The organism is Paraburkholderia sp., assembly GCF_026225065.1.
Lineage (GTDB): Bacteria > Pseudomonadota > Gammaproteobacteria > Burkholderiales > Burkholderiaceae > Paraburkholderia.
Window position 1 is genome coordinate 26925 of record NZ_JAMFSB010000023.1, and the last position, 19528, is coordinate 46452.

At 60.0% G+C, this 19528-nt stretch carries 17 protein-coding genes; 1 reads left to right on the forward strand and 16 read right to left on the reverse strand.

The window, feature by feature from the left end; all coding sequences use genetic code 11:
- Nucleotide 1 precedes the first annotated feature (1 nt).
- Nucleotides 2-907 carry an ABC transporter permease gene (locus tag M0954_RS01300; RefSeq protein WP_122156323.1) on the forward strand — a complete coding sequence of 302 codons (906 nt, stop codon included), beginning with the start codon at nucleotides 2-4 and terminating at the stop codon, nucleotides 905-907.
- A 45-nt stretch (nucleotides 908-952) separates the two neighbouring features.
- On the opposite strand, the gene M0954_RS01305 is transcribed toward M0954_RS01300, so the two are convergent.
- From M0954_RS01305 to M0954_RS01380, 16 genes are all read right to left on the reverse strand, one after another.
- Nucleotides 953-2272 (reverse strand): MFS transporter, encoded by a 1320-nt coding sequence (locus M0954_RS01305; RefSeq protein WP_123388373.1) that lies wholly within the window; start codon nucleotides 2270-2272, stop codon nucleotides 953-955.
- Between the two features lie 102 nt (nucleotides 2273-2374).
- Nucleotides 2375-3142, reverse strand: a complete 768-nt coding sequence (locus tag M0954_RS01310) for an FRG domain-containing protein (protein WP_297351198.1) — start codon at nucleotides 3140-3142, stop codon at nucleotides 2375-2377.
- 111 nt (nucleotides 3143-3253) lie between these two features.
- Nucleotides 3254-5023 carry a phosphonate metabolism protein/1,5-bisphosphokinase (PRPP-forming) PhnN gene (gene phnN / locus M0954_RS01315; RefSeq protein WP_297351200.1) on the reverse strand — a complete coding sequence of 590 codons (1770 nt, stop codon included), beginning with the start codon at nucleotides 5021-5023 and terminating at the stop codon, nucleotides 3254-3256.
- A gap of 36 nt (nucleotides 5024-5059) precedes the next feature.
- Nucleotides 5060-5896 (reverse strand): carboxylating nicotinate-nucleotide diphosphorylase, encoded by an 837-nt coding sequence (gene nadC, locus M0954_RS01320; RefSeq protein ID WP_123388371.1) that lies wholly within the window; start codon nucleotides 5894-5896, stop codon nucleotides 5060-5062.
- A gap of 58 nt (nucleotides 5897-5954) precedes the next feature.
- Nucleotides 5955-6686 (reverse strand): ABC transporter permease, encoded by a 732-nt coding sequence (locus M0954_RS01325; protein ID WP_297351202.1) that lies wholly within the window; start codon nucleotides 6684-6686, stop codon nucleotides 5955-5957.
- 26 nt (nucleotides 6687-6712) lie between these two features.
- Complete coding sequence (locus tag M0954_RS01330; protein WP_123388463.1) at nucleotides 6713-7483, reverse strand: ABC transporter permease; 771 nt, start codon at nucleotides 7481-7483, stop codon at nucleotides 6713-6715.
- A 27-nt stretch (nucleotides 7484-7510) separates the two neighbouring features.
- On the reverse strand, nucleotides 7511-8368 hold the full coding sequence (locus M0954_RS01335) for an ABC transporter ATP-binding protein (RefSeq protein ID WP_297351204.1): 858 nt from the start codon (nucleotides 8366-8368) through the stop codon (nucleotides 7511-7513).
- On the reverse strand, nucleotides 8365-9369 hold the full coding sequence (locus tag M0954_RS01340) for an ABC transporter substrate-binding protein (protein ID WP_297351206.1): 1005 nt from the start codon (nucleotides 9367-9369) through the stop codon (nucleotides 8365-8367). The genes M0954_RS01335 and M0954_RS01340 overlap by 4 nt, the downstream gene beginning before the upstream one ends.
- 362 nt (nucleotides 9370-9731) lie before the next feature.
- The gene (locus M0954_RS01345; RefSeq protein ID WP_297351208.1) at nucleotides 9732-10214 is read right to left on the reverse strand and encodes a MarR family transcriptional regulator; all 483 of its coding nucleotides are present in this window, start codon (nucleotides 10212-10214) and stop codon (nucleotides 9732-9734) included.
- A gap of 228 nt (nucleotides 10215-10442) precedes the next feature.
- Nucleotides 10443-11600, reverse strand: a complete 1158-nt coding sequence (locus tag M0954_RS01350) for a peptidyl-alpha-hydroxyglycine alpha-amidating lyase family protein (protein WP_297351210.1) — start codon at nucleotides 11598-11600, stop codon at nucleotides 10443-10445.
- A gap of 634 nt (nucleotides 11601-12234) precedes the next feature.
- The gene (locus M0954_RS01355) at nucleotides 12235-12693 is read right to left on the reverse strand and encodes a GNAT family N-acetyltransferase (RefSeq protein WP_122156334.1); all 459 of its coding nucleotides are present in this window, start codon (nucleotides 12691-12693) and stop codon (nucleotides 12235-12237) included.
- Between the two features lie 46 nt (nucleotides 12694-12739).
- The gene (locus M0954_RS01360) at nucleotides 12740-13915 is read right to left on the reverse strand and encodes a glycosyltransferase (protein ID WP_297351212.1); all 1176 of its coding nucleotides are present in this window, start codon (nucleotides 13913-13915) and stop codon (nucleotides 12740-12742) included.
- Nucleotides 13912-14772: a polysaccharide deacetylase family protein gene (locus M0954_RS01365; RefSeq protein ID WP_297351214.1), complete on the reverse strand. Its 861-nt coding sequence runs from the start codon at nucleotides 14770-14772 to the stop codon at nucleotides 13912-13914. The genes M0954_RS01360 and M0954_RS01365 overlap by 4 nt, the downstream gene beginning before the upstream one ends.
- Before the next feature lie 268 nt (nucleotides 14773-15040).
- Nucleotides 15041-15259 carry a hypothetical protein gene (locus M0954_RS01370; RefSeq protein WP_133894572.1) on the reverse strand — a complete coding sequence of 73 codons (219 nt, stop codon included), beginning with the start codon at nucleotides 15257-15259 and terminating at the stop codon, nucleotides 15041-15043.
- Nucleotides 15260-15303: 44 nt separating this feature from the next.
- Entirely contained in the window at nucleotides 15304-15813 is a 510-nt protein-coding gene (locus tag M0954_RS01375; RefSeq protein ID WP_133894571.1) for a lysozyme inhibitor LprI family protein, read from the reverse strand.
- 314 nt (nucleotides 15814-16127) lie between these two features.
- Nucleotides 16128-18749 carry a TonB-dependent receptor gene (locus M0954_RS01380; RefSeq protein WP_123388366.1) on the reverse strand — a complete coding sequence of 874 codons (2622 nt, stop codon included), beginning with the start codon at nucleotides 18747-18749 and terminating at the stop codon, nucleotides 16128-16130.
- Between the last annotated feature and the right edge of the window lie 779 nt (nucleotides 18750-19528).

Below are 19528 nucleotides of genomic sequence, written 5' to 3' on the forward strand. Positions count from 1 at the left end.
CATGCAGGCCATCCGCCGCAAGCATCGCGAGCGCCGCCCGGCCAGTTTCTACTGGCTGGCGCTGCTGTTCGGGCTGTTCGTGCTGTTTCTGTATGGACCCGTCATCACCATCTTCATCCTCTCGTTCCAGGGACCGGAAGGCGGCCTCACGTTCCCGATGCGCGGTGTCTCGCTGCACTGGTTCTCGGTGTTGCGCGACGGCGTGGGCGACATCGACATCTGGGGAGCGTTCATGCGCTCGGTGCGCCTCGCGCTAGCCGTGACGGTGTTGACTGTGCTGTTCTCGGTGGCGGCAGGACTCGCGTTTCGCAAGCGGTTTCGCGGCGATACGGCGGTGTTTTATGTGTCGGTGGCAAGCCTGATCATGCCTTCGATCATCGTGTCGCTCGGCATCGGCCTGACGTTTCGTCTGCTCGATAGCGGCATCAAGTATCTGGCCACTGCTTTGGGCAACCAGGCATTCGTCGACAACTATTCCACTACGATGGGGCTGTTTACCTCGGCACTCGGCGCGCATCTGACGTGGACCTTGCCGTTCGGTCTGCTCGTGATGTTCGCGGTCTTCAACCGCTTCAATCCGGCCTATGAAGAAGCGGGACGCGATCTTGGCGCGACGCCGTGGCAAAACTTCAGGCATATCGTGCTGCCGATTATCGGGCCTTCCGTGATCGGCGTCGCCATGTTTGGCTTCACGCTTTCGTGGGACGAGATCGCCCGGACGTCGCAGGCTATCGGCGATCAGAACACGTTGCCACTGGAATTGCAGGGACTCACTACATCAGTCACGACACCAGTGATCTACGCGCTCGGCACGATGACCACTGTGTTGTCGCTTACGGTAATGGTGAGCTGTCTGCTCGCCGTGCGCTGGCTTACGCGCAGACGGCTGGCTGCAGCGCTGCGATAGCAAACACGGGGCACCGCAACTCACGCGCCCCGTGCGCCGCTAATATCACCCCAGTTTCGCCTGCAATTCAGCCGCGCCACCGCGACGATACAGCACCAGCGTCGCAACAAATCCGCACACGGCGGCAAAGATCAGCCAATAGGCAGGCGCGGCCTTGTCGCCCGTCATCTCGATCAGGAACGTTGAGACGGCCGGGGTGAATCCACCAAAAATTGCGGTCGCCAGACTGAACGCGAGCGAGAAGCCAGCGACTCGCACCTCAACTGGCATCACTTCGGTCAAAGCCGGCACCATCGCACCGTTGTAGGCGCCGAAGAAGAACGAGAAATACAGCAGCACCGTCAACATGCGCAGGAAGCTCGGCGCATGCGCGAGCCATTCCAGTGCCGGATACGCCGTCACGATGGCCAGTGCGGAAATGAACAGCAGTAGTGGACGTCGCCCGATGCGATCCGAGATCGCCCCCCCGATAGGCAGCCAGATAAAGTTCGACACGCCCACCAGCAGCGTAACCACGAGCGCATCCGATGTGCTCAGATGCAGCACCGCGCGACCGAAGGTCGGCGTATAGACAGTGATCAGATAAAACGTGGTCGTGGTCATCGCGACCATCATCATCCCGGCAATGACGGTCTTCCAGTTGGTCAGCATCGAGCGGAACACTTCGGCCGTTGCCGGATGATGACGGCGTGCCTGAAACTCGGCAGTTTCCTGTAGCGAGCGGCGCAGCACATACAGAAACGGCACGATCATGCAACCGATCAGGAACGGCAGGCGCCAGCCCCAGGCGCCGATTTGCGCCGACGTAAGCAGCAGATTCAACGCATAGCCCAACCCCGCCGCCACGACGATCGCCACCTGCTGGCTGGCCGACTGCCATGACGTGTAAAAGCCTTTCTTGCCGGGTGTCGCCATTTCGGCCAGATAGACCGACACGCCGCCCAGCTCCGCTCCCGCGGAAAAGCCCTGCAGCAGACGGCCTAGCAGGACCAATGCCGGCGCCAGCAGACCGATCGTGGCGAAGCCCGGCACAATCGCGATCAGGATCGTACCGCTCGCCATGATCCCGAGTGTGACGATCAGGCCGCGACGGCGCCCCACCTTGTCGATGTATGCACCGAGGACGATTGCCCCTAACGGCCGCATCAGGAAACCGGCCCCGAAGACGGCGAAGGTCTGCATCAGCGAGGCGAACTCGCTGGCGGCCGGGAAGAACGTCTTCGCGATGTAGGTGGCGTAGAAGCCGAACAGGAAGAAGTCGAATTGTTCGAGGAAATTGCCGCTCGTCACGCGCAGGACCGCGCCGAACTTCGAAAGGCGCGGAGCGGTGCCGTCAAGCGCCCCGGTGGGTTGAACGGATTCCATGTCGTCTCCTGAATCGTTAAATGCGCAATTATTCATTATTCTGCTAGCGCAAGTGTACGACGTCAGGTGTCCTGCCGCCAGCCGGGGGCAGCCCCTGGTGCCCTACTGCCTTGTTGGCGGGGCTATCCGGTCGACTGTCGGCCAGACCATCTCCAGTTCCAGCGCAATCGAGCGCGCGAGTCCTTCCATGTCCGGAAACAACGATGCGTTGGTAATGTTCATCCGGTATAGCGCGCGCATGGCGTCATCGCGAACGGCGCGCGGCAGGACGACTTTGCGCAGCAACTCGTCATCGCTTGAGTAATTGTTAAGGATTTCATCGAGCGGCTTTTGCAGCAAACCGGGCAAGACGAAGGTGCCGGCCTGGGCAATCAGCCGCTGGTCCATCTCCGACGGCTCGCCAAACCAGATCACCGGATTCTTGTCGGTCAGGAAGAATTTTTCGAAGTTGCCTTTGCGGCGTGGGTCGATCATGTCGCGCGTGAGCTGCGGCGTGCTCGCCGGAATAGCTCGGTTGGTCCATAAAGCCGGCGTATTCACCGCGAAAATCGCAGCGTCCGAAACGGCCCGCTCCAACGCAAAGAAAGCCGCAACGAAAGGCGACTTCGTGAAATCGAGCATCCGGGTCGGTGCTCCATGATGCTGCATCAGGCCTAGGCAGCGCAGATCGTCCGAGAGCGCGCGCACATCGGAGAGATAGTTGTGGGCCTTGCGGCGAAAGATACGGATGGCGCGCTGCTCCTGAATACGCCACGTCGAGCGGTCGGGCACAAACGCCTCAAGGTAACGTGACAGCGAACTCTGCAACAACCAGTTGGCATCCTGCTGACCACGAAATGCCCAGCCATCGAGCTCAGCAGTCAAACTCATGAACTGCTGCCAACTCGAAACCACCGTCGTCTTCACCTTGCTCCCCCTTGCCTGGTCCTTCATCAGTTCGAGTCACTCAGTTGAGTCCCTCGGTTGAGCCACTCCGTTGAGTCACTCGATCCTGCAGGCCGAATCGCGCGCTGCCGTTCGCATTGCGCGTTCGAGTGCGCCCGCGTCGTTGCCGTGAACCCGATACAGCGGCTCGCCTGCCGCTACGGTCCGGCCGATCTTGCACAGCAGATCGATGCCGGCCCCGGCGTCCGCGGGCGCGCCGGCTTCGCGCGCGATCTCCGCGATCAGCCAGCCATCGATCGACGTGACGATGCCCGCATGCGTGGCCATGACATCGTAGACCTGTTGCGCAGGCGATACCGGCGAGGCCTGCCGTCCCTGCGCATCGACGATCCGTTCGAACGCCGCGCGTGCTGCACCGCTCGCCAGCAGCGCTGCGGCAATCCGCCTGCCGTCGGTTACGTCGTGTACATCCGGTGCCCATGCCAGAATATGCGCGGCAAATGTCAGTGCCTTGTCACGCAGGTCGATGGGCGCGTCGGGATGGTTATCCAGCACCAGACCCACGTCGCGGACCTCGAGCGCGGGGCCGATGCCACGGCCGATCGGCGCCGTGCCGTCGGTCACCAGCGCCTTGACGGTCAATCCCAACCCGTTGCCGACGTATTCGAACAGATCGCCAAGGGAGCGCGCTTCCTCGCTGGTTTTCAGCTTGGCGCGCGGCCCGCAGGGAAGATCGACAATCACGTGCGTCGATCCGGCAGAGCACTTTTTCGACAGGATCGACGCCACCGACCAGCGGTTGGACGCCAACCCAAGCGGTCGCGTAAACGCATTGATCCGCTCGTCGATCAGCGAATGATTCAGACGGCCGTTCCATGCAATGCAAGCCCGCGCTTCATGAACACAGCGCCGCACGTCCTCCGCCGTCAGGTCGACGCGCGCGAGCGTCTCCATCGCATCGGCGGTGCCGGCGGCAGAGGTAATGGCGCGCGAGGACGTCTTCGGCATTGCCAGACCGTAGGCCGCAACGATCGGCACCACGATCAGCGTGATCCGGCTGCCGGGAATGCCTCCCATCGAATGTTTGTCGACGACAATCGGTTCGTTCCACTCCATTCGCGGCATCAGCCTGGTGCGTGCCTTGGCGAGTGCGAGCATCTCCGCATCGCTCAGATGCTCGCACGCATGCAGCAGAAAGCGGTTGACGTCGCTCTCGGCGTAGCGCAGCGCCAGCATGTCGTCGAACAAGGCATCGTACTGGGCCTCATTGAGTGCGTCGCCCGCCAGCTTGGCACCCAGGAATGGGGCACTCGCCGGCGGTGGAAGGATCGCGCGTTCGAGCGCCGCAATGAAACGCTCGATGCCTTGCTGCAACGTGCCGTCATTAAAGACCTGCACGGTGGGCACATCCGCCGTATGCGCTTGAACCTGGCGCCGCACTCTCAGGCTCACTTGCTCAGGTGTTTCGCGACCACGGGCCAGAATTCGCGCGGCCAACACTTCAGGCGGCGCACTCACTTCGATCACCACCATGCCAGGCACGCGCGCCGCCAACTCCGCAATCATGCTGCGCGAGCCGTTCGCAATCACATGGCGGCCTTCGGCCAATACATCGAGCAACTCACGCCGCAGTCCATAGCGCAGACCGTGTGCCGACCAGGTGATCAGGAAAGCACCGGTACGCTCGAGTTCGGCGAACGCCGCTTCATCGAGCGCTTCGTGATTCTCGCCGGGTGACCCCGCAGGTCGGGTGATCACGCGACGGGCAAAGCAGAACCGGTCCGCGAGATGACGCGCGCCCTCGATCAGCGCGTCCTTGCCAGCGCCGCTCGGGCCCACCACGAAGAAGAGAATGCCGGAGGCCATGAGCCGCTTATCCGACCTGTTCGACCCATTCGCTCATCATTCGGCCTCGTCGAGACCAATGTCGACGCACGCCGCCGCCTGATTGATCTTGCTGGTGGAGATGTAATCGACGCCAGTCTTCGCCACGGCGCCGATGGTCGCGAGGCTGATGCCCCCGGACGCTTCCAGCAACACGCGTCCACCGACCAGTTCCACCGCCCGGGTCATGTCGTCGATCGACATGTTGTCGAGCATGACCACATCGACACCTGCATCCAGCGCTTCCTTGACCTGCTCAAGGCGGTCGCATTCGACTTCCAGCTTGGTCAACACCGGCAATTGCCGGCGCGCGCGCTGCACGGCCTTGGAGATGCTGCCGCATACGGCAATGTGGTTGTCCTTGATCATCACGCCGTTATCGAGCCCGAGCCGGTGATTCAGGCCGCCACCACAGGTAACAGCGTGCTTTTCGAGCATGCGCAGACCCGGTGTGGTCTTGCGTGTATCGATCAGACGCGCTCGCGTGCCCGCCACCGCCGCAACATATTGCTCGGTGAGATTGGCAATGCCCGACAGCCGTTGCACGATATTGAGCGCGGTGCGCTCAGCCGTCAGTACGCTGCGCGCCGTGCCGCTCACATTGAGCATCACCGTGCCCCGCTCCACCTTTTGCCCGTCTTTCACGCGCACCGACACTTCGAGCGTCGGGTCATAGCGTTTGAAGATGCGCGCCGCCACGTCGATGCCGGCCACGATCAGTGTCTCGCGCGCATTCATAAAGAAGGCGCCGGTCTCGTCCGCTTCGATCATCAGTTGCGCGGTGAGGTCGCAATAGCCGATATCTTCGGTTAGCCAAAGATCGATCAGGCGATCCGTCTGGAATACGTCATACATTTTTGTCTTCCTTTCCAGGTGAAATGGAATGAGTTGTTCACAACCCGTGAAGCGCCGTTCATCGGTGCTTCATGCGTCGGTCGGCCATCATCAGGAGGCCGTTGCACGCGAGGGCAAACACGGTAAGAAACAGGGCAACTGCCATAATCGTGCGGATGTCCCCAAGGTTCATCGCGCTGGTCAACATATAACCTAGCCCGCGTTGCGAGGCAAACATCTCGCCGATCAGCACGCCAAGTAAAGTCAACGAAAAGCCGAGCCGCAGGCCGGCAACGACCTCCGGAAAGATCGCCGGCAGCACGACATGCACAATCGTACGGAAAAACGACAGACGCATGGTCTTCGATGCACGCAGATAGACCGGCCGCATCTGGCGGATCGCATTCATCGTGAACATCAGGATCGGGATCAGACCATGCATCACGCCAAAGGCCACTTTCGCCGATAGACCGAGGCCGAATACGAGCAACACCAGCGGATACAACGTCACTTTCGGCAGCGAGTAGAGGTTCAGCAGAATCGGCTCCGCGACGCGGCCCGATATGCGGCTGATACCGAACAGTACACCAAGCGCCACACCGCCGATGAGCGCGATCACGAGTGCATAGACAAGCGCTCGTGCGGTCTCTGCGACGTTGCCCCAGAACACCTCGGTGCCGAGCATCTGGGCCAGCGCCTCGAGCGTGCTCCATGGCGAACTCAGCGAATGCTTACCGACCGCCCAGTGCAGGCATTGCCAGCATACGACGATGACCAGCGCAACCAGCAGCGGATCGAGGAATCTTTTCATGGTGGCGTCTCCCGGTATCCGCAACGCTAGCGTTGCCGGCGCGACTGAAACCGTTGATCGATCCGGTTCAGCACGGCGTTGACCAGCGTCACCAGCACGAGCACGAACAGCATCAGCGAATACATGTCGTCGTTCTGGAAGTTGTTGTACGCGTAGCCGATTGCATAGCCGATGCCCGAACCGGACAGGATGAATTCGGATGCGATCACGCCAATGAATGCATAGGCCACCGCAAGCTTCACCCCGGTGAACAGATACGGCAGCGTGGCAGGCAGCTTGATATGAAGCGCGCAGCGCCATGGCGAGAGGCGCATGACCTCAGCGCTTTTATGCAAGACGCGCGGAATACGATCGAGCCCGTTTAGCGTCGCGGTAATCATCGTCACCACTGAAAGCATCACGGCAATGGCGATGATCGGCAGCGAGCCGATGCCGAGCACGACGATAAAGATGGGATAGAAGATGAAGGTGGGTATCGCGTAGTAGCTCGATAGCAGCGGTTCGATCGAGCGGCGCAGCGACGGCAGCGCGTGAATGCCGAGGCCCAGGACAAAACCGAGCAGCACGGAGACGATCGATGCGGCGACGATCTCGATCAGACTCGTCACGATGTCGTGATCGAATTTGCCGCCGCGCAGCAATTCGATGCCATGTGTGAACATCGCGGACGGTGCAATCAGCACGCTCGACGCAATGATACCGCTACGGCACAGCAGCTCGATCAGTACGACGAAGCCAACCACTACGACAATACGGATCAGACTTTCGGCCTTCACTTCGAACTCCCAGATTCGCATGAAAACAATGCGAAGAACCCCGCGCACCTACTGCACGCCCATCACCTTCAACGATTCGACACGCAGCTTTTCCCACAGGCGGGCATTAATCTCGCCAAAGCGCGGCGTAGAAACGACACGGCTATCGCGCGAACGCTCCCAGCCGGTCTCGACGATATCGATGAAGAGCCCCGGCCGCGCCGACATCACACCGACGCGGTCGGACAGCATCGCCGCTTCGTCGAGTGCGTGAGTGATCAGGAGCACCGTGGCAGACGTTTCGCGCCACAGGAGCAACAACTCGTCGCCCATCAGCAGTCGCGTTTGCTGATCGAGCGCGCCGAACGGCTCATCGAGCAGAATCAGGCGAGGCTGCAACACCAGCGTTCGGGCAATGCATACGCGCTGCCGCATGCCGCCCGACAGCTGCGATGGATACGCCCTGGCGAAATCCTTCAGGCCCATGAACCCCATCGCATAGTCGACCCGCCGCTGGATCTCGGCGCCATCCACGCCCGCCATGCGCAGTCCGAACGAAATGTTGTCGCGCAGATTCAGCCACGGAAAAGACGCGTCTTCCTGGAACACGACGCCTACCCCGTCGGGCACGCCCGTTACCGGCTGCCCTTCGAACATTACCGTGCCGGAACTCGGCCTGGAGAGTCCCGCAAGCGCATCGAGCAAGGTGGACTTGCCGCATCCGGACGGCCCGACCACCGAAAAAAACTCTCCCTTGGTCAGCGTGAGATCGATCGGACCGAGCGCGTGGAACAGTTCCTTCGAATCGCTGCGCGTGAAATAGCGGGTCACGCCCGTGAGCTCGACATGCGCCTCGGGCGATGCCGGCGCCTGTTGCGCTGGCGATTCGACAACCTGCAGCGTTGGATGAGCGTTGCGTGCCTTCATAGCGTACTCTTCGCTTTCAGATCGGCGGGCAGAAAGCTCATATCGACAAGCTTCGACCAGTCGACATCGCCGTTCAACTCGCCGACGAGCTTCAGGCCATCCGTCATACGGTCGAGTTCGCCGCGATTGAATTCGCCATCGCTCCACATGCGCGACTTGACCATATTGTCCACCGCTTCGCGTGCGACGTCTGGCGTGAGTTTGAAGCTTGTCTCCAGCAGCTTCGCGGCGCCGGCCGGATCGGCGTACAACGTATCCACACCCGCACGCCGCCCGGCAATGATCGCGCGCAACTCATCCGGATGGGCCTTGGCAAACTCGCGGGTGGTAATGCCGACCGAGGTGGTCATGGGCTGCAGAATGTCGCCCGCCCGGTACACGGTGCGGTAATTGGCCTTGCGCACAATCGAAAGCGGTTCGATCAGCACTGCACCGGAGACGGCCCCCTGCTCAAGCATCGTCAGGCCGTTAACGTAGCCACCCGAGGCGACCCGGGTCACCTTGCCTGCGTCGACGCCCTTTTGCTTGAGCACCATCAGCAACAGCATTTCGGACACGCCTCTGGGAGACGTAATCGCGACCTTCTTGCCGGCGAGATCCGCGACGGTTTGCACATTGGTGTTGGGCATCGCGACCATCGACGCTTCCGCGACACTGCGCGTGCCGACATTCACGATGACGAGGTCCATCCCCTGGCGCTGCGCGGCAAGCGCAGCCGCGACTGCGACTTCGCCGTACGGCGTCTTGCTGGCGAGGATATTGCGCACGGTCGTGCCGCCGCCGCTCGAAGTGAGAATGCCGGTGATGTCGACGCCGGCCTTCTTGAAGAGGCCTTTGTCCATCGCGACAGCATAAGGAAGGCCGTAGAGGCTGCTGCCCCACTGTGTGACGGAGATCTCATCCGCCTGCGTGACGCTGACGGACCCGCAGAACACACCGGCCACCGATAGCAGGAACGACGCGCCGAGCGCTACGCCGATCCGCCTGACGAACCACTTCATATAGAGCACTCCCGATCATGAAATCAGATGCTATAGAAGCTGGGTACCGCCAGATCGCTCGACCTATAAGTGTCAAATGAGCGTACACGCGGTAATTCCAAGCTTAGTTGCAACCTCTATGCCACTGTTAGCGGTGTTTACCCGATCCGGCTTTATGGCCAGAACAAATGCGTCAACCCCTTTAAATTCAATGATCTGCATTTCGCACGATCATGCTTGAGGCGCTAAAAGCGAACGTCACCGTAGAAACAGGCCGCACCACCAAACAACATGTACACACTATAAATGCGCACTTTTTCAGATTCGGCCCGCGCTTGGTGCACAGCTATGCGCAAGCGCACCCGTGATAGCAAACGTCTGCGTTATTCCAGCTCAGGGCCGCAAAGCTTGCGCAGCAGATACAGCACCGCAACCCGCTCGACAGCGTTGAGATCGCTCATCGTGAGTTCGCTGATGCGCGCAGCGGTCGGCGTGGTCAGCTCGAGCAACTGGCGCCCGCGCTCCGTGAGTTCTACCACGCTCTTGCGGCGATCGTCCTGATTGGCTTGCAACTCCACAAGCCCGCGTGCCTGCAGACGTTCGATGATGCCGCGCACGGTCGCCCCATCGATGGCCGTCGCCTTGCCGAGATCACTCATCGACGAAGGTCCTAGCCGCCGGTTCGCGCTGAGCACCGCGAACTGCACCGCCGTCAGTTGCGGATCGTCGATGGTCTGCGCGAAGATCGCCAGATGGCGCTGGTAGGCCCGGCGCAGCAGATGACCGATCTGCTCGGAGAACTCATACGTGGATATATCGACCTGCGTGGGTGGCGTCGGCTCGGAGGGGGGCTTGGGCGGCGCCATGATCGATGGATCTCTTGAAAGTGTTGTCGTGAATCGAAGCGGGGTCGGACAACGCCATTCTACAAAGATTTCGCGTAAGCACGTTGCGGAGCTGTCCGGCAAAAGCGCGCTTACGGCTACGGCATCACGCCCGGCGCCTATGCGACGCTAAAGCCCTGCGCCCCAGCTTTAGCGCTGCCGCCCGGAGCGAGTACCGTTGCCCCGTGCGAAGGCCGCGCCCTCGTTCGCTCAAGCGTGTAGTACGAGCTTCTGCACCCGCCAGTTCAACAACTCTGCGACGAACAGCGTGTTCTCCGATGGGCAAGCCATCTGGTGAATCCAGCCAAACTGCTTCAGTTGCTTGCCGGATTTGCCGAGCACGCCCAGCACCTTGCCGTCGAGCGTGAGCTTGTAAATGCGCCCAGGGAAGGCGTCGGAACAGTACAGCACCTGGTTAGGGCCCGGAGAAATGGCGATCGTCCAGGGCGAGCCAGGGGCGAATGTGCCCGCGGCGATGGCCGCTTCATCGGGCGCATAGCCGATAGCGGGCCTTGCATTTGGGGGCACCGGCACGTCGATGGTGAACTGGCGCTGGAAGTTGCCCTCGCCGTCGAACACCTGGATGCGTCGGTTGCTGCGATCGGCCACATAGACACTGCCGTTCGCATCTAACGCGATGCTGTGCGGCGTATGAAACTGGCCTGGGCCCGTGCCGCGCTCGCCCCACGACTTGAGCCAGTTGCCGTCTTTGTCGACCTTGGCGACGCGCGAGTTGATATAGCCGTCGCTGATATAAGTGTTGCCGGCGGCGTCCCACGCCACGTCTGTCACCTGCCGGAAGCGGCCGGGCTCCGCCGGCAGCGGCGGGTTCGGATGCTTGAGCGGACCGGTGTCTTCGTCGGCCGCTTCCTGTTTGCGACCGAACACCATCGCGACGCGTCCTTCCGGGGTGAACTTGATCACCATGTCCGAACCTTTGTCCGTCACCCAGATATTGTCGTGAACATCGACCTTGACGGAGTGCGCAAACGACCACGCATACAGGTTGCGGCCAATCTCGCGGATAAAGCGGCCGTTCGGTGCGAACTCAAGCAACTGGGCCGCCGCCGCTGCATAGGCTGGCCCGCTGCTATTGCCGCGCGAAAGTACGAAGATGTGGCCTTTCGAATTGAGCGCCACGCCCGAGCACTCGCCGAAGTACATATCGATCGGCAACTTCACCGGGTCGGGAACCGAGTCGTAAGCAATGGTCGGAACCGTGGCTTCCGTTTCCGCGTAACCAAAGCGAGGCATCAGGGCAAGCGCTGCGGCGCCCTCGCCTGCCAGCGCCAGGAAGCGGCGCCGCGTGACGGAGCGTTGCTGCAGATCCCCACAACATGGACAGGATTCCGAATGACGGTGGTTCATTAAATTCACCTCCTTGTTATCGGTTGATCGTGCCGGACGCCGATTGTCTCCAACTTGCCGTGCGGGTGCATGACGCGCCCTTTGGCAATTTTCTTTCTACGTCACGTAGTCATAACCGCATCGAACCTGTTCAGCGGGTTATTCAGCAGGTAAGCGTGACGGATGTTGCAGACCTTACGGTTGCAAGCCGGCATAACTGACATGGCGACATGACCGCTTATGCGCATGCCGCTGACACTATAGTCCATGTCGTGAATGGATGCGTTTGAGGGCGGCGCATATCCGCGAGAGCACGTCAGACGCACTACCGGATACGTGGATAGTATCTCTCGTTATCGACGATGATCTCATCGGCATAGGTATCCTTCCGGACCGCGACAATCAGGCAATCCAGCCATGGAGGCGCCATGTGGTGAGTGGACGACCAAGGGCGTTTGCCATAGAAAACCCTTACGACATACCGGTCCGTTTCATCCGCACAAATCACAGCGCTAAAGATCGGCTCTTCGGGAACATGCTTTTTGCAAGCCCGGAGCGCCGCCTCCCTGGCCATGTTTTTGGCGCGCAAGTGCGGAAAAAACCAGTACAAAAGCGTGGACATGGTCAGCTATTCAAGGTGGTCGGCTCTAAAACTCTACAACGCAAGCTTATAGCCCACGTGGCTCGCCACGAAACCGAGTTTTTCGTAGAAACGATGCGCATCCGCACGGCTCTTGTCGGTCGTGAGCTGAACAAGATTGCAACCGCGCGCACGACACGCGGCAATCGCCCATTCGAACACTTTCTGCCCCAGCCCGGCGTCGCGGCGATGGGCGGCTATGCGAACCGCCTCGATTTGGCCGCGCCATGCGCCCAGACGGGCAATCCCCGGAATGAACGACAGTTGCAGCGTGCCGATGACCTCTTCGCCATCCACGACGACCACCAGTTGCTGATTGGCATCGGCCGCTAACGCACGAAAGGCCGCGACGTATCGCTCGTCAAGCGGCAACTCAGTGTTTTCCCGCTGACTCCCGAGTTTGTCGTCGGCCAGCAATGCAACAATGGCTGGCACATCGGAGAGAAGAGCCGAGCGAAAGACGATATGTTCCATGTTAGAGCCCTGGGTGATCTGGAGTTAAGACTGCCTCCACCGCAGGTCAGCCCGAGTGGCGCTGCACCTTCCATTTCGCCACGCCGCCGCTGCCTGCCCAAGGCCGCATTCTAGCAAGGCTCTCCTGGTAGACCACCTCGGTTCGGTCGGCGAAATCCTGCAGCGAAAATTGCGCCACACTTCTCGCGCGCGCCGCCATGCCCGCAAGCGTCACCTCAAGCCGGTTGTCGAGCAGGCGTCTCAACAGTTGCGCAATCCGTTCGTGCTCGTGAGGCGCGACGACCCACCCACTCACCCCTGCTTCGACATTTTCCGGCAGGCCGCCCGAGTCCGACACGATCACGGGCTTGCCCATCGCCATCATCTCCCGGCATGCGAACGACAAGGTTTCGCGCCGCGACAGCACAAAACCCACATCGAATGCTGCCACCAGGGGACGCACATCGCACAGTAAGCCCGTATAGATCATATGGCCCGCCATGCCTAATGCGTCGACCTTCGCGCGTTGTAGCGCATTGGGCGTCCGCCCCCCAATGACCACGCGAATCCGTTCGCGCTGCTCCGCAGGCAGTAAGGCGACAGCCGTGACCATATTCAGCCAGCCCTTGTTGTCATCCGTACCTGCGATACTGCCGAGCACCATTGCCCCGTCCGGGATCGCCGTGCCCCATCGTCTGCGAAGCCGCTCGACTACGCCGCTTGGGACCGGTGCAAAGCGGCGCAGATCGATACCGTGGCGCACGACCGACACCGCCTTCGTGTCGTACACGGTCTTCGCGAGGTGCCGGCGTGTGTAATCGGATACGCAGATCACCGAATCCGTGCCGAGCTTACCTTTGAGCCAGGTGCTCAAGCCGCTAACAGGCAGATCGTTGTGCTTGGTGAAGACGATGCACGGCCGGGTCCGTTTCAATCCCAGCGTCGCCAGCATGGCGATCCGGTGATCCGCTGAGCCGTTGACGTGAACAATATCGAAGCGGTTTCTTCCGATCAGTTGCCGCAAGCGCCAGCCTGATCCAACCATGGCGCCAAGGCGGTTGCGAAACTCGAGCGCAACCACCTCCACGCCGGGGATTTCTTTCGCGCTTAAATAGAGGCGACTCGAACCCGGCGCTGCGACGATCACTTTATGGCGCTCACTAAGCGCCGCTGCCAGGGTGAGGATGTAGGTGGTGTGTCCACCGCCATCGCCCGCGTGAAAATTGGTGTAGAGGATTTTCATGACCACGCCTCGCCCCGCAAGTGCCTCGCCCGTTTGAACCAGTAATACGCCCGTCCCCACAGTGGATCCTGGTAGCGCCGTAGCTTTTGTGCGAGCCACGTAGCATCTTTGCCGTTGTCGACCATGCGCTGAATCCGCGCGGTGTCGCCACCCGCTACGTTGCGTCGCAGATTCTGGGTCGTATAGAGGTATTCGAATCCAGCTGCTCTAGCCGCGTCGGTATAGTCGGCGTCGAAATAGCCTTCGGGCCAGCACAGGTGTCGCGATGCCGCGCCGAGACGCTGTGCCAGGATTGACTTCGATTGTTCGATGTCTTCCCGGATTTGCTGATACTTTCCGATACCGTCATCGCATAGCCGGTCCCAGCGCAGATGGCTGTGTGTGTGGCTATGGAATTCGAACGTGCCCGCTGCGCGCATCACTTCCACCTCGCTCCAGCGCACGGTCACCTCGTCTGCGCGGCCGTTGTAAAGAAGGTGCTCGCATGCCTGATGCGTGTGAGCCGGTTCCGCACGTAGCGCGTCGATGGCGCGAAGCGCACCGTCGTGCACACGGCCCGTCACGAGAAACATGACCGCGTTGAGTCCGTAACGCAAAAGAATCGGATGGGCGTGGACATAGTTGTCCAGATAGCCGTCATCGAACGTCAGCAAGACCGATCTACAAGGCATCGGCGCACCGCGTAGAAAGCGCGCAAATTCATCGGCGGTCAGCGTGACATAGCCATTGATCGCCAACCACTTTATCTGCGACTCGAAGTTCTCCGGCGAAATGGTGAGCGGACCGCCGGACGATGAAACGTGGTGATACATCACTACCGGTACCGAATTCGCAAACGATTCAGTGGTTTGCATCATTTGCTCTGCACGTCGAAAGGTTTCTACATGGAAATTTGAATTAATATTAGATTGAACAAACTCCGCAATCTATCGGTCGTTTGTGGAGATTTGTGTCGCATTGTCGAGAGCGGCCATCATTCTCGACAAAGGATTGATTCACGCGATGCGGGAAATCGCGTGATGGCGCTGTCCGCGCCTGTGGGGTTTTCTGATCAGGGATGTGTCGACACCAGCGTGTCAGACGCTGGTGTCTTTACCGCGGCGAGAGCTCGGGCGCTCTGCCTTATCAACGCCGGAGTGCGAGCCGGCGCAACTGCGAGACCACCTCGGCTGCGCTTCCAGTTACAACCTTGTTGCGGAAGGCCCGCGTCACGACGATGCTTTCCATCGCGTCGTAATACCAGACGCCGACTTTGCGCCCGCCGAGCTCCACGATACCGCCAACGCTATCCAGCGGCCCTTCCTCTATTGAAACAACCAGCCTTACCGATGGCCCCTGGCGCATACGTAGTTATCCTCAATTCGCCTTGCGCCGTGTTCCGAAGAAACTTATTTCGTTGCGGGACTCGCGACCGGGGCGGCAGCCACGATCGACTCATCCTTCAATTGCCGGACGGCATCCACAGCGGAAGGAGCCAGCTTCTGGTCGACCAGTGCCGCTTCAAAAGCATCGTGCTGAGCCTGTTTGCCTTGCTCGTAGTCTGCATCCAGTTCGCCGATGCGGCGCTGATACCAGTTCAGCACGCATGCCTGGTCAGTACAGTTGTGCTGGCGCCAGAGCCATTGCTGGATCCGCGCGGTCTCCACAGAACGCGGATCGGGACTCGCATCGCGCGCGCGTTGATAGCTCACCGCGAGGCGGTCATCGAGGCTGGATAGCTGCGGGTCGTTGCAGACAATCTTCTCGGACGCCGAAGACTTGCTGCTACAGTGAAAGCTCGCGGCCGACGCGTTGCCGACCAGCGTCGCGCAGACAGCCAGCACGCAGAGCGACAATGTCGGCGAGGAATCTGCAAGGAGTCGGGTAACAAATGGAAAAGCAGTTTTCGATGTAGACATGACTAACCCTGTACGAGGAAGGTGTCGGATTGGGGCGCGCGGCATGCGTTCCCTGGCGCAAGCTGGCATACACAGAACGATGCAGGTCGCGTGAAGGCAGAATAGTCGGCTTGGGATCTATCTAGGCGCGAAGAAAAGGCCGTAGGGCGAGAGTGCTTACGAAAGGTTTCCGCAGGAAATAACCGTTACCAGCCCCCTGCGCGCGGCGGACTGCGGGACGGTGCTGCGTGCTGCGTCATAAACGAAAACACCCCCGCGCCAATCCCATTGCAAGGGACCGGCGCGGGGGCTTCAACAACTGTGCTACTCAGGCATCAGAACTTGTACGTCGCGCCAACCTGGCCGTACAGGCCAACATACGTGTACAGCGACGTGTCATAGTAACCACGGCTCTCGTACTGCCACACCGGGTCATACGGTGGCTTGTGATTGAAAATGTTGTCGATGCCGGCGTACAGCGTCCAGTGCTTGAAGCCACTATAGCTCGTGTAGAGATTGAACTGGCTATACGATCCGACAGCAGGCGACCCGGCAACAATCGTTTGTGCGTACGGACCGGTGAACTGCCAGCTCAGCGTGGTGGTCCACTTGTGGAATGCCCAGCTCAACTGCGTGTTGCCTCTCCAACGCGGGAACGATGCACCGAACACCGTATCGATTGCGCCGTTGTTACCGGCGTAGTCGTCCGCGACGCCGTCGTTAGGCATGACGAAATGCCACACGTACGCCCAGTCGCCGGACAGCGTGAAGGTACCGATACTCGTTGGCAATGCTTGCTTGAACGTGCCTTCGAAGCCATCCGTATGAAGGTAGGCAAGGTTCTCGAAGCTCACGTTGTAGACCGTAGCGTTCGGGTCCGCGGCAACCAGCGCCGCGATACTCTCCTGACCGATCACATTGGTCACGTCGATCTTGTACCAGTCGAAGCCAATGTCGGTATTGCGAGCCGGCGACAACTCGAAGCCGATGTTGTAATTCTTCGTGCGTTCGGGCTGCAGGTTCGGATTGCCAACCGAATTTTCGTAGACGTCCTTGCCGTCGACGGTCTGGTAGCCGAGACTCGCCTTTTCCGACGTTTCGACCAGCGTCGGTGCGCGGAAGCCGCGATCGTACGACGTATACATCGTCAGAGCGGAAACCGGCTGGTAACGCAGTGCAAAGCGTGGCGAGAAAGCACCACCGAAGTCGTTGTAATGGTCATAACGCCCCGACTGGCTGAAGGTCAGGCCACGCAGCAGCGGAATGTCGATCTGGTAGTAAGCTGCCGCGACGTTGCGTTCCCCGTCCACCGCCTGCGTCAGCGGGCTCAGGAATTCCGTGGAACCCGCACCGATATACTCGCTCTGGTGCTGGAACTGCACGCCGAAGCCGACACCCACATCTCCAGCCGGCAGCGAGAACAGGTTCGCAGTGGAGATCGTCGCATCGAGCGTATCGAGCTTGGAAATAGCCTGATCGTACGAGGTGCCGAACAGGCCCGGCAACGAATTGAGTGTCGACGAGCTAAACGTGCTTTGCGTCACGCTGCTGAGATAGCTCGACAACACCGAGGCATTGACCTGATTGCCGTACGCGTTGGAAACTTCGCTTTGCGAGTGTCCATAAGACGTCGTCCAGTCCCAGTCACCGAACTTATCCGTGCTCAGCGAGCCTTTCAACCCGGTCGAGAGGCGATAGAAGTTGGAGACCGTCGTCACCGATTGCTCGGTCGGGAAGACATAGGTTAACCCCGTTCCGCCCACTGTAGCGGGAAACGGCGAGACAACTCCATTTACCTCATAGAGTGACGTACCCAGGTTATCTCCGTCACTGAATCCGGCGAGACCCAGATCCGTTTTGGTCGTGTTGTAGCTCTCCCACACGTCGGCATACGCCTGCGTGGTGTCGTTGATCTTGAAGTCGGCATGTACCTTGACACTGCTGCGCTGGGTTTCGGGCTCGATGGACTCGGCGCTTGCACCATTGCGCGAACACACCGTGCCGGACCCTTGGGTTGCGAGGTTGTTTGCCGCCGACGTCACGGTGCCGCCCGATGCCGCGCAATCGCCCAGCGCCTGGGTGCCGGTAGCCGTATTCCAGAAGGAGGCGGGCTGCGAGAAGAAGCCGCCGTTCTTGCTGGAGTAATCCTGGTCGCTGGTGATGTCCCGCTCAGCCATGGTGATGCCGCTCGAGCGGTAGTAGCTCGCCGCAGCTGTCACGTTGAAACCATCCGAGGTCAGATTGCCGAAACCGCCGAGCACGCTAAAGTTCGTGGTCCCTGCACCGCCATGCTGCGCGCCGCCAATGCTGCCGTCGAGCTGCAGTCCCTGGAAATCCTTCTTCGTGATGATGTTGACCACGCCGGCGATTGCGTCCGAGCCGTATTGCGAAACCGCGCCGGTCTTGACGATCTCAATGCGGTCGACCATGTTCGTCGGCAACGTGTTCAGATCGAAGAAAGTATCGGTGCCGTTCACTGCAAACGCAAAGGGCGCAACCCGTTGACCGTCGACCAGCACCAGCGTGTATTTTTCGCTCATGCCGCGCAGCGCGATCCCTGCGCCGCCTGGAGCAAAGCTCGCGGACGTGCCTTCGCTCCAGCTGCTTGCCGAGTTGGCGGTTGTCGTACGCAGGTAGTCGGCGACCGTCGTGGAACCGCTGTCCTCGATGTCTTTCTGTGAAATCGTCTGGACCTGATTGAAGCCCGTCTTGTCCGAACTGCGGATCAGCGAACCGGTAACCTCGAATTTTTGCAGCTGCTTCACAGTGCCGGACGTGGCTGCTGGCGAAGATGCCGAGGTCGCAGTTGCCGGTTTCGCCGCCGTTGCGGATGCCGCATCTGCGGTGGCGGCCGTCGGTTGGCTCTGCGCGTATGCCGGTACACCAAATGCAGCTGTTAGCGCCACTTCAGCCCAAACGATTCGTTGGATGGCGAGCGTCAAACCCCGTAGTTTCATTACCCTTCTCTCTTGTCAGTAGGGACCCAAATTCATAGTGAGAAGTCTTTTGGACCCCTCACCCCGATCTGCAAACACGAAGGCCTCGTTCGACCTCCGTCCGTTCTGAAGCGAACCCGTCAATTCAAATCCATACGAATCGCAGTACTAATCGTATGAACTTTCAGATCGTCTTACCCTACGACCGGCCAGCACGGCCGACGCGTCAAGTGCAACAGACATCGCCAGGCACACGCGTGCAGCGTCCTTCGCCTGACCGAATAGCGAATTACATTGCATTGATGAGTGGTATCGGTCCGGATTCCGCCAAAGCGGTCCCAGACCAGCCGAACTCAGGCAAGACGAACGAAGAGCGAGTCATCCAGACCGGTTACAAGCCGCAACCAGTCTGTCTTTTGAAAATGATTCGGTATACGAACCAAACTCAATCACGTTCTGTCCAAGCTGGCTTCGTCACGCGGCAGACGAAAGTTAGCAAGACATTAACGCTGCATCAAACTTTTTTTGACAAACGTGGCATCTCACGCACAGTATTTTCCTTTCGCCACCTTACTCAGTAAGCCCGGCAACCCGCGCCCCAGGCGATGAGGCGAACGAACTATCTGCCAACAGGAAAATTCGCTTACCTAACGTTACTTGTCCACACCACCGCATATTCGACAGCATACGATGCGCTCACACTGCTTCTTACTCGTCGCAGTGGTCGTAAATACCTGTTTAGGTCCGCCTTATTGACCGTGGGGCGGACCCTTTTTCGCTTGGCGCTTTTGCGCTTTTTC

Coding starts and splice junctions, on each gene's coding strand:
- M0954_RS01375 (WP_133894571.1), bottom strand. CDS start 15,813: ATGTCTACATCGAAAACTGCTTTTCCATTTGTTACCCGACTCCTTGCA.
- M0954_RS01335 (WP_297351204.1), bottom strand. CDS start 8,368: ATGAAGGCACGCAACGCTCATCCAACGCTGCAGGTTGTCGAATCGCCA.
- M0954_RS01360 (WP_297351212.1), bottom strand. CDS start 13,915: ATGAAAATCCTCTACACCAATTTTCACGCGGGCGATGGCGGTGGACAC.
- M0954_RS01365 (WP_297351214.1), bottom strand. CDS start 14,772: ATGATGCAAACCACTGAATCGTTTGCGAATTCGGTACCGGTAGTGATG.
- M0954_RS01350 (WP_297351210.1), bottom strand. CDS start 11,600: ATGAACCACCGTCATTCGGAATCCTGTCCATGTTGTGGGGATCTGCAG.
- M0954_RS01380 (WP_123388366.1), bottom strand. CDS start 18,749: ATGAAACTACGGGGTTTGACGCTCGCCATCCAACGAATCGTTTGGGCT.
- M0954_RS01330 (WP_123388463.1), bottom strand. CDS start 7,483: ATGCGAATCTGGGAGTTCGAAGTGAAGGCCGAAAGTCTGATCCGTATT.
- phnN (WP_297351200.1), bottom strand. CDS start 5,023: ATGGCCTCCGGCATTCTCTTCTTCGTGGTGGGCCCGAGCGGCGCTGGC.
- M0954_RS01340 (WP_297351206.1), bottom strand. CDS start 9,369: ATGAAGTGGTTCGTCAGGCGGATCGGCGTAGCGCTCGGCGCGTCGTTC.
- M0954_RS01305 (WP_123388373.1), bottom strand. CDS start 2,272: ATGGAATCCGTTCAACCCACCGGGGCGCTTGACGGCACCGCTCCGCGC.
- M0954_RS01300 (WP_122156323.1), top strand. CDS start 2: ATGCAGGCCATCCGCCGCAAGCATCGCGAGCGCCGCCCGGCCAGTTTC.
- M0954_RS01355 (WP_122156334.1), bottom strand. CDS start 12,693: ATGGAACATATCGTCTTTCGCTCGGCTCTTCTCTCCGATGTGCCAGCC.
- M0954_RS01345 (WP_297351208.1), bottom strand. CDS start 10,214: ATGGCGCCGCCCAAGCCCCCCTCCGAGCCGACGCCACCCACGCAGGTC.
- M0954_RS01325 (WP_297351202.1), bottom strand. CDS start 6,686: ATGAAAAGATTCCTCGATCCGCTGCTGGTTGCGCTGGTCATCGTCGTA.
- M0954_RS01310 (WP_297351198.1), bottom strand. CDS start 3,142: ATGAGTTTGACTGCTGAGCTCGATGGCTGGGCATTTCGTGGTCAGCAG.
- nadC (WP_123388371.1), bottom strand. CDS start 5,896: ATGTATGACGTATTCCAGACGGATCGCCTGATCGATCTTTGGCTAACC.
- M0954_RS01370 (WP_133894572.1), bottom strand. CDS start 15,259: ATGCGCCAGGGGCCATCGGTAAGGCTGGTTGTTTCAATAGAGGAAGGG.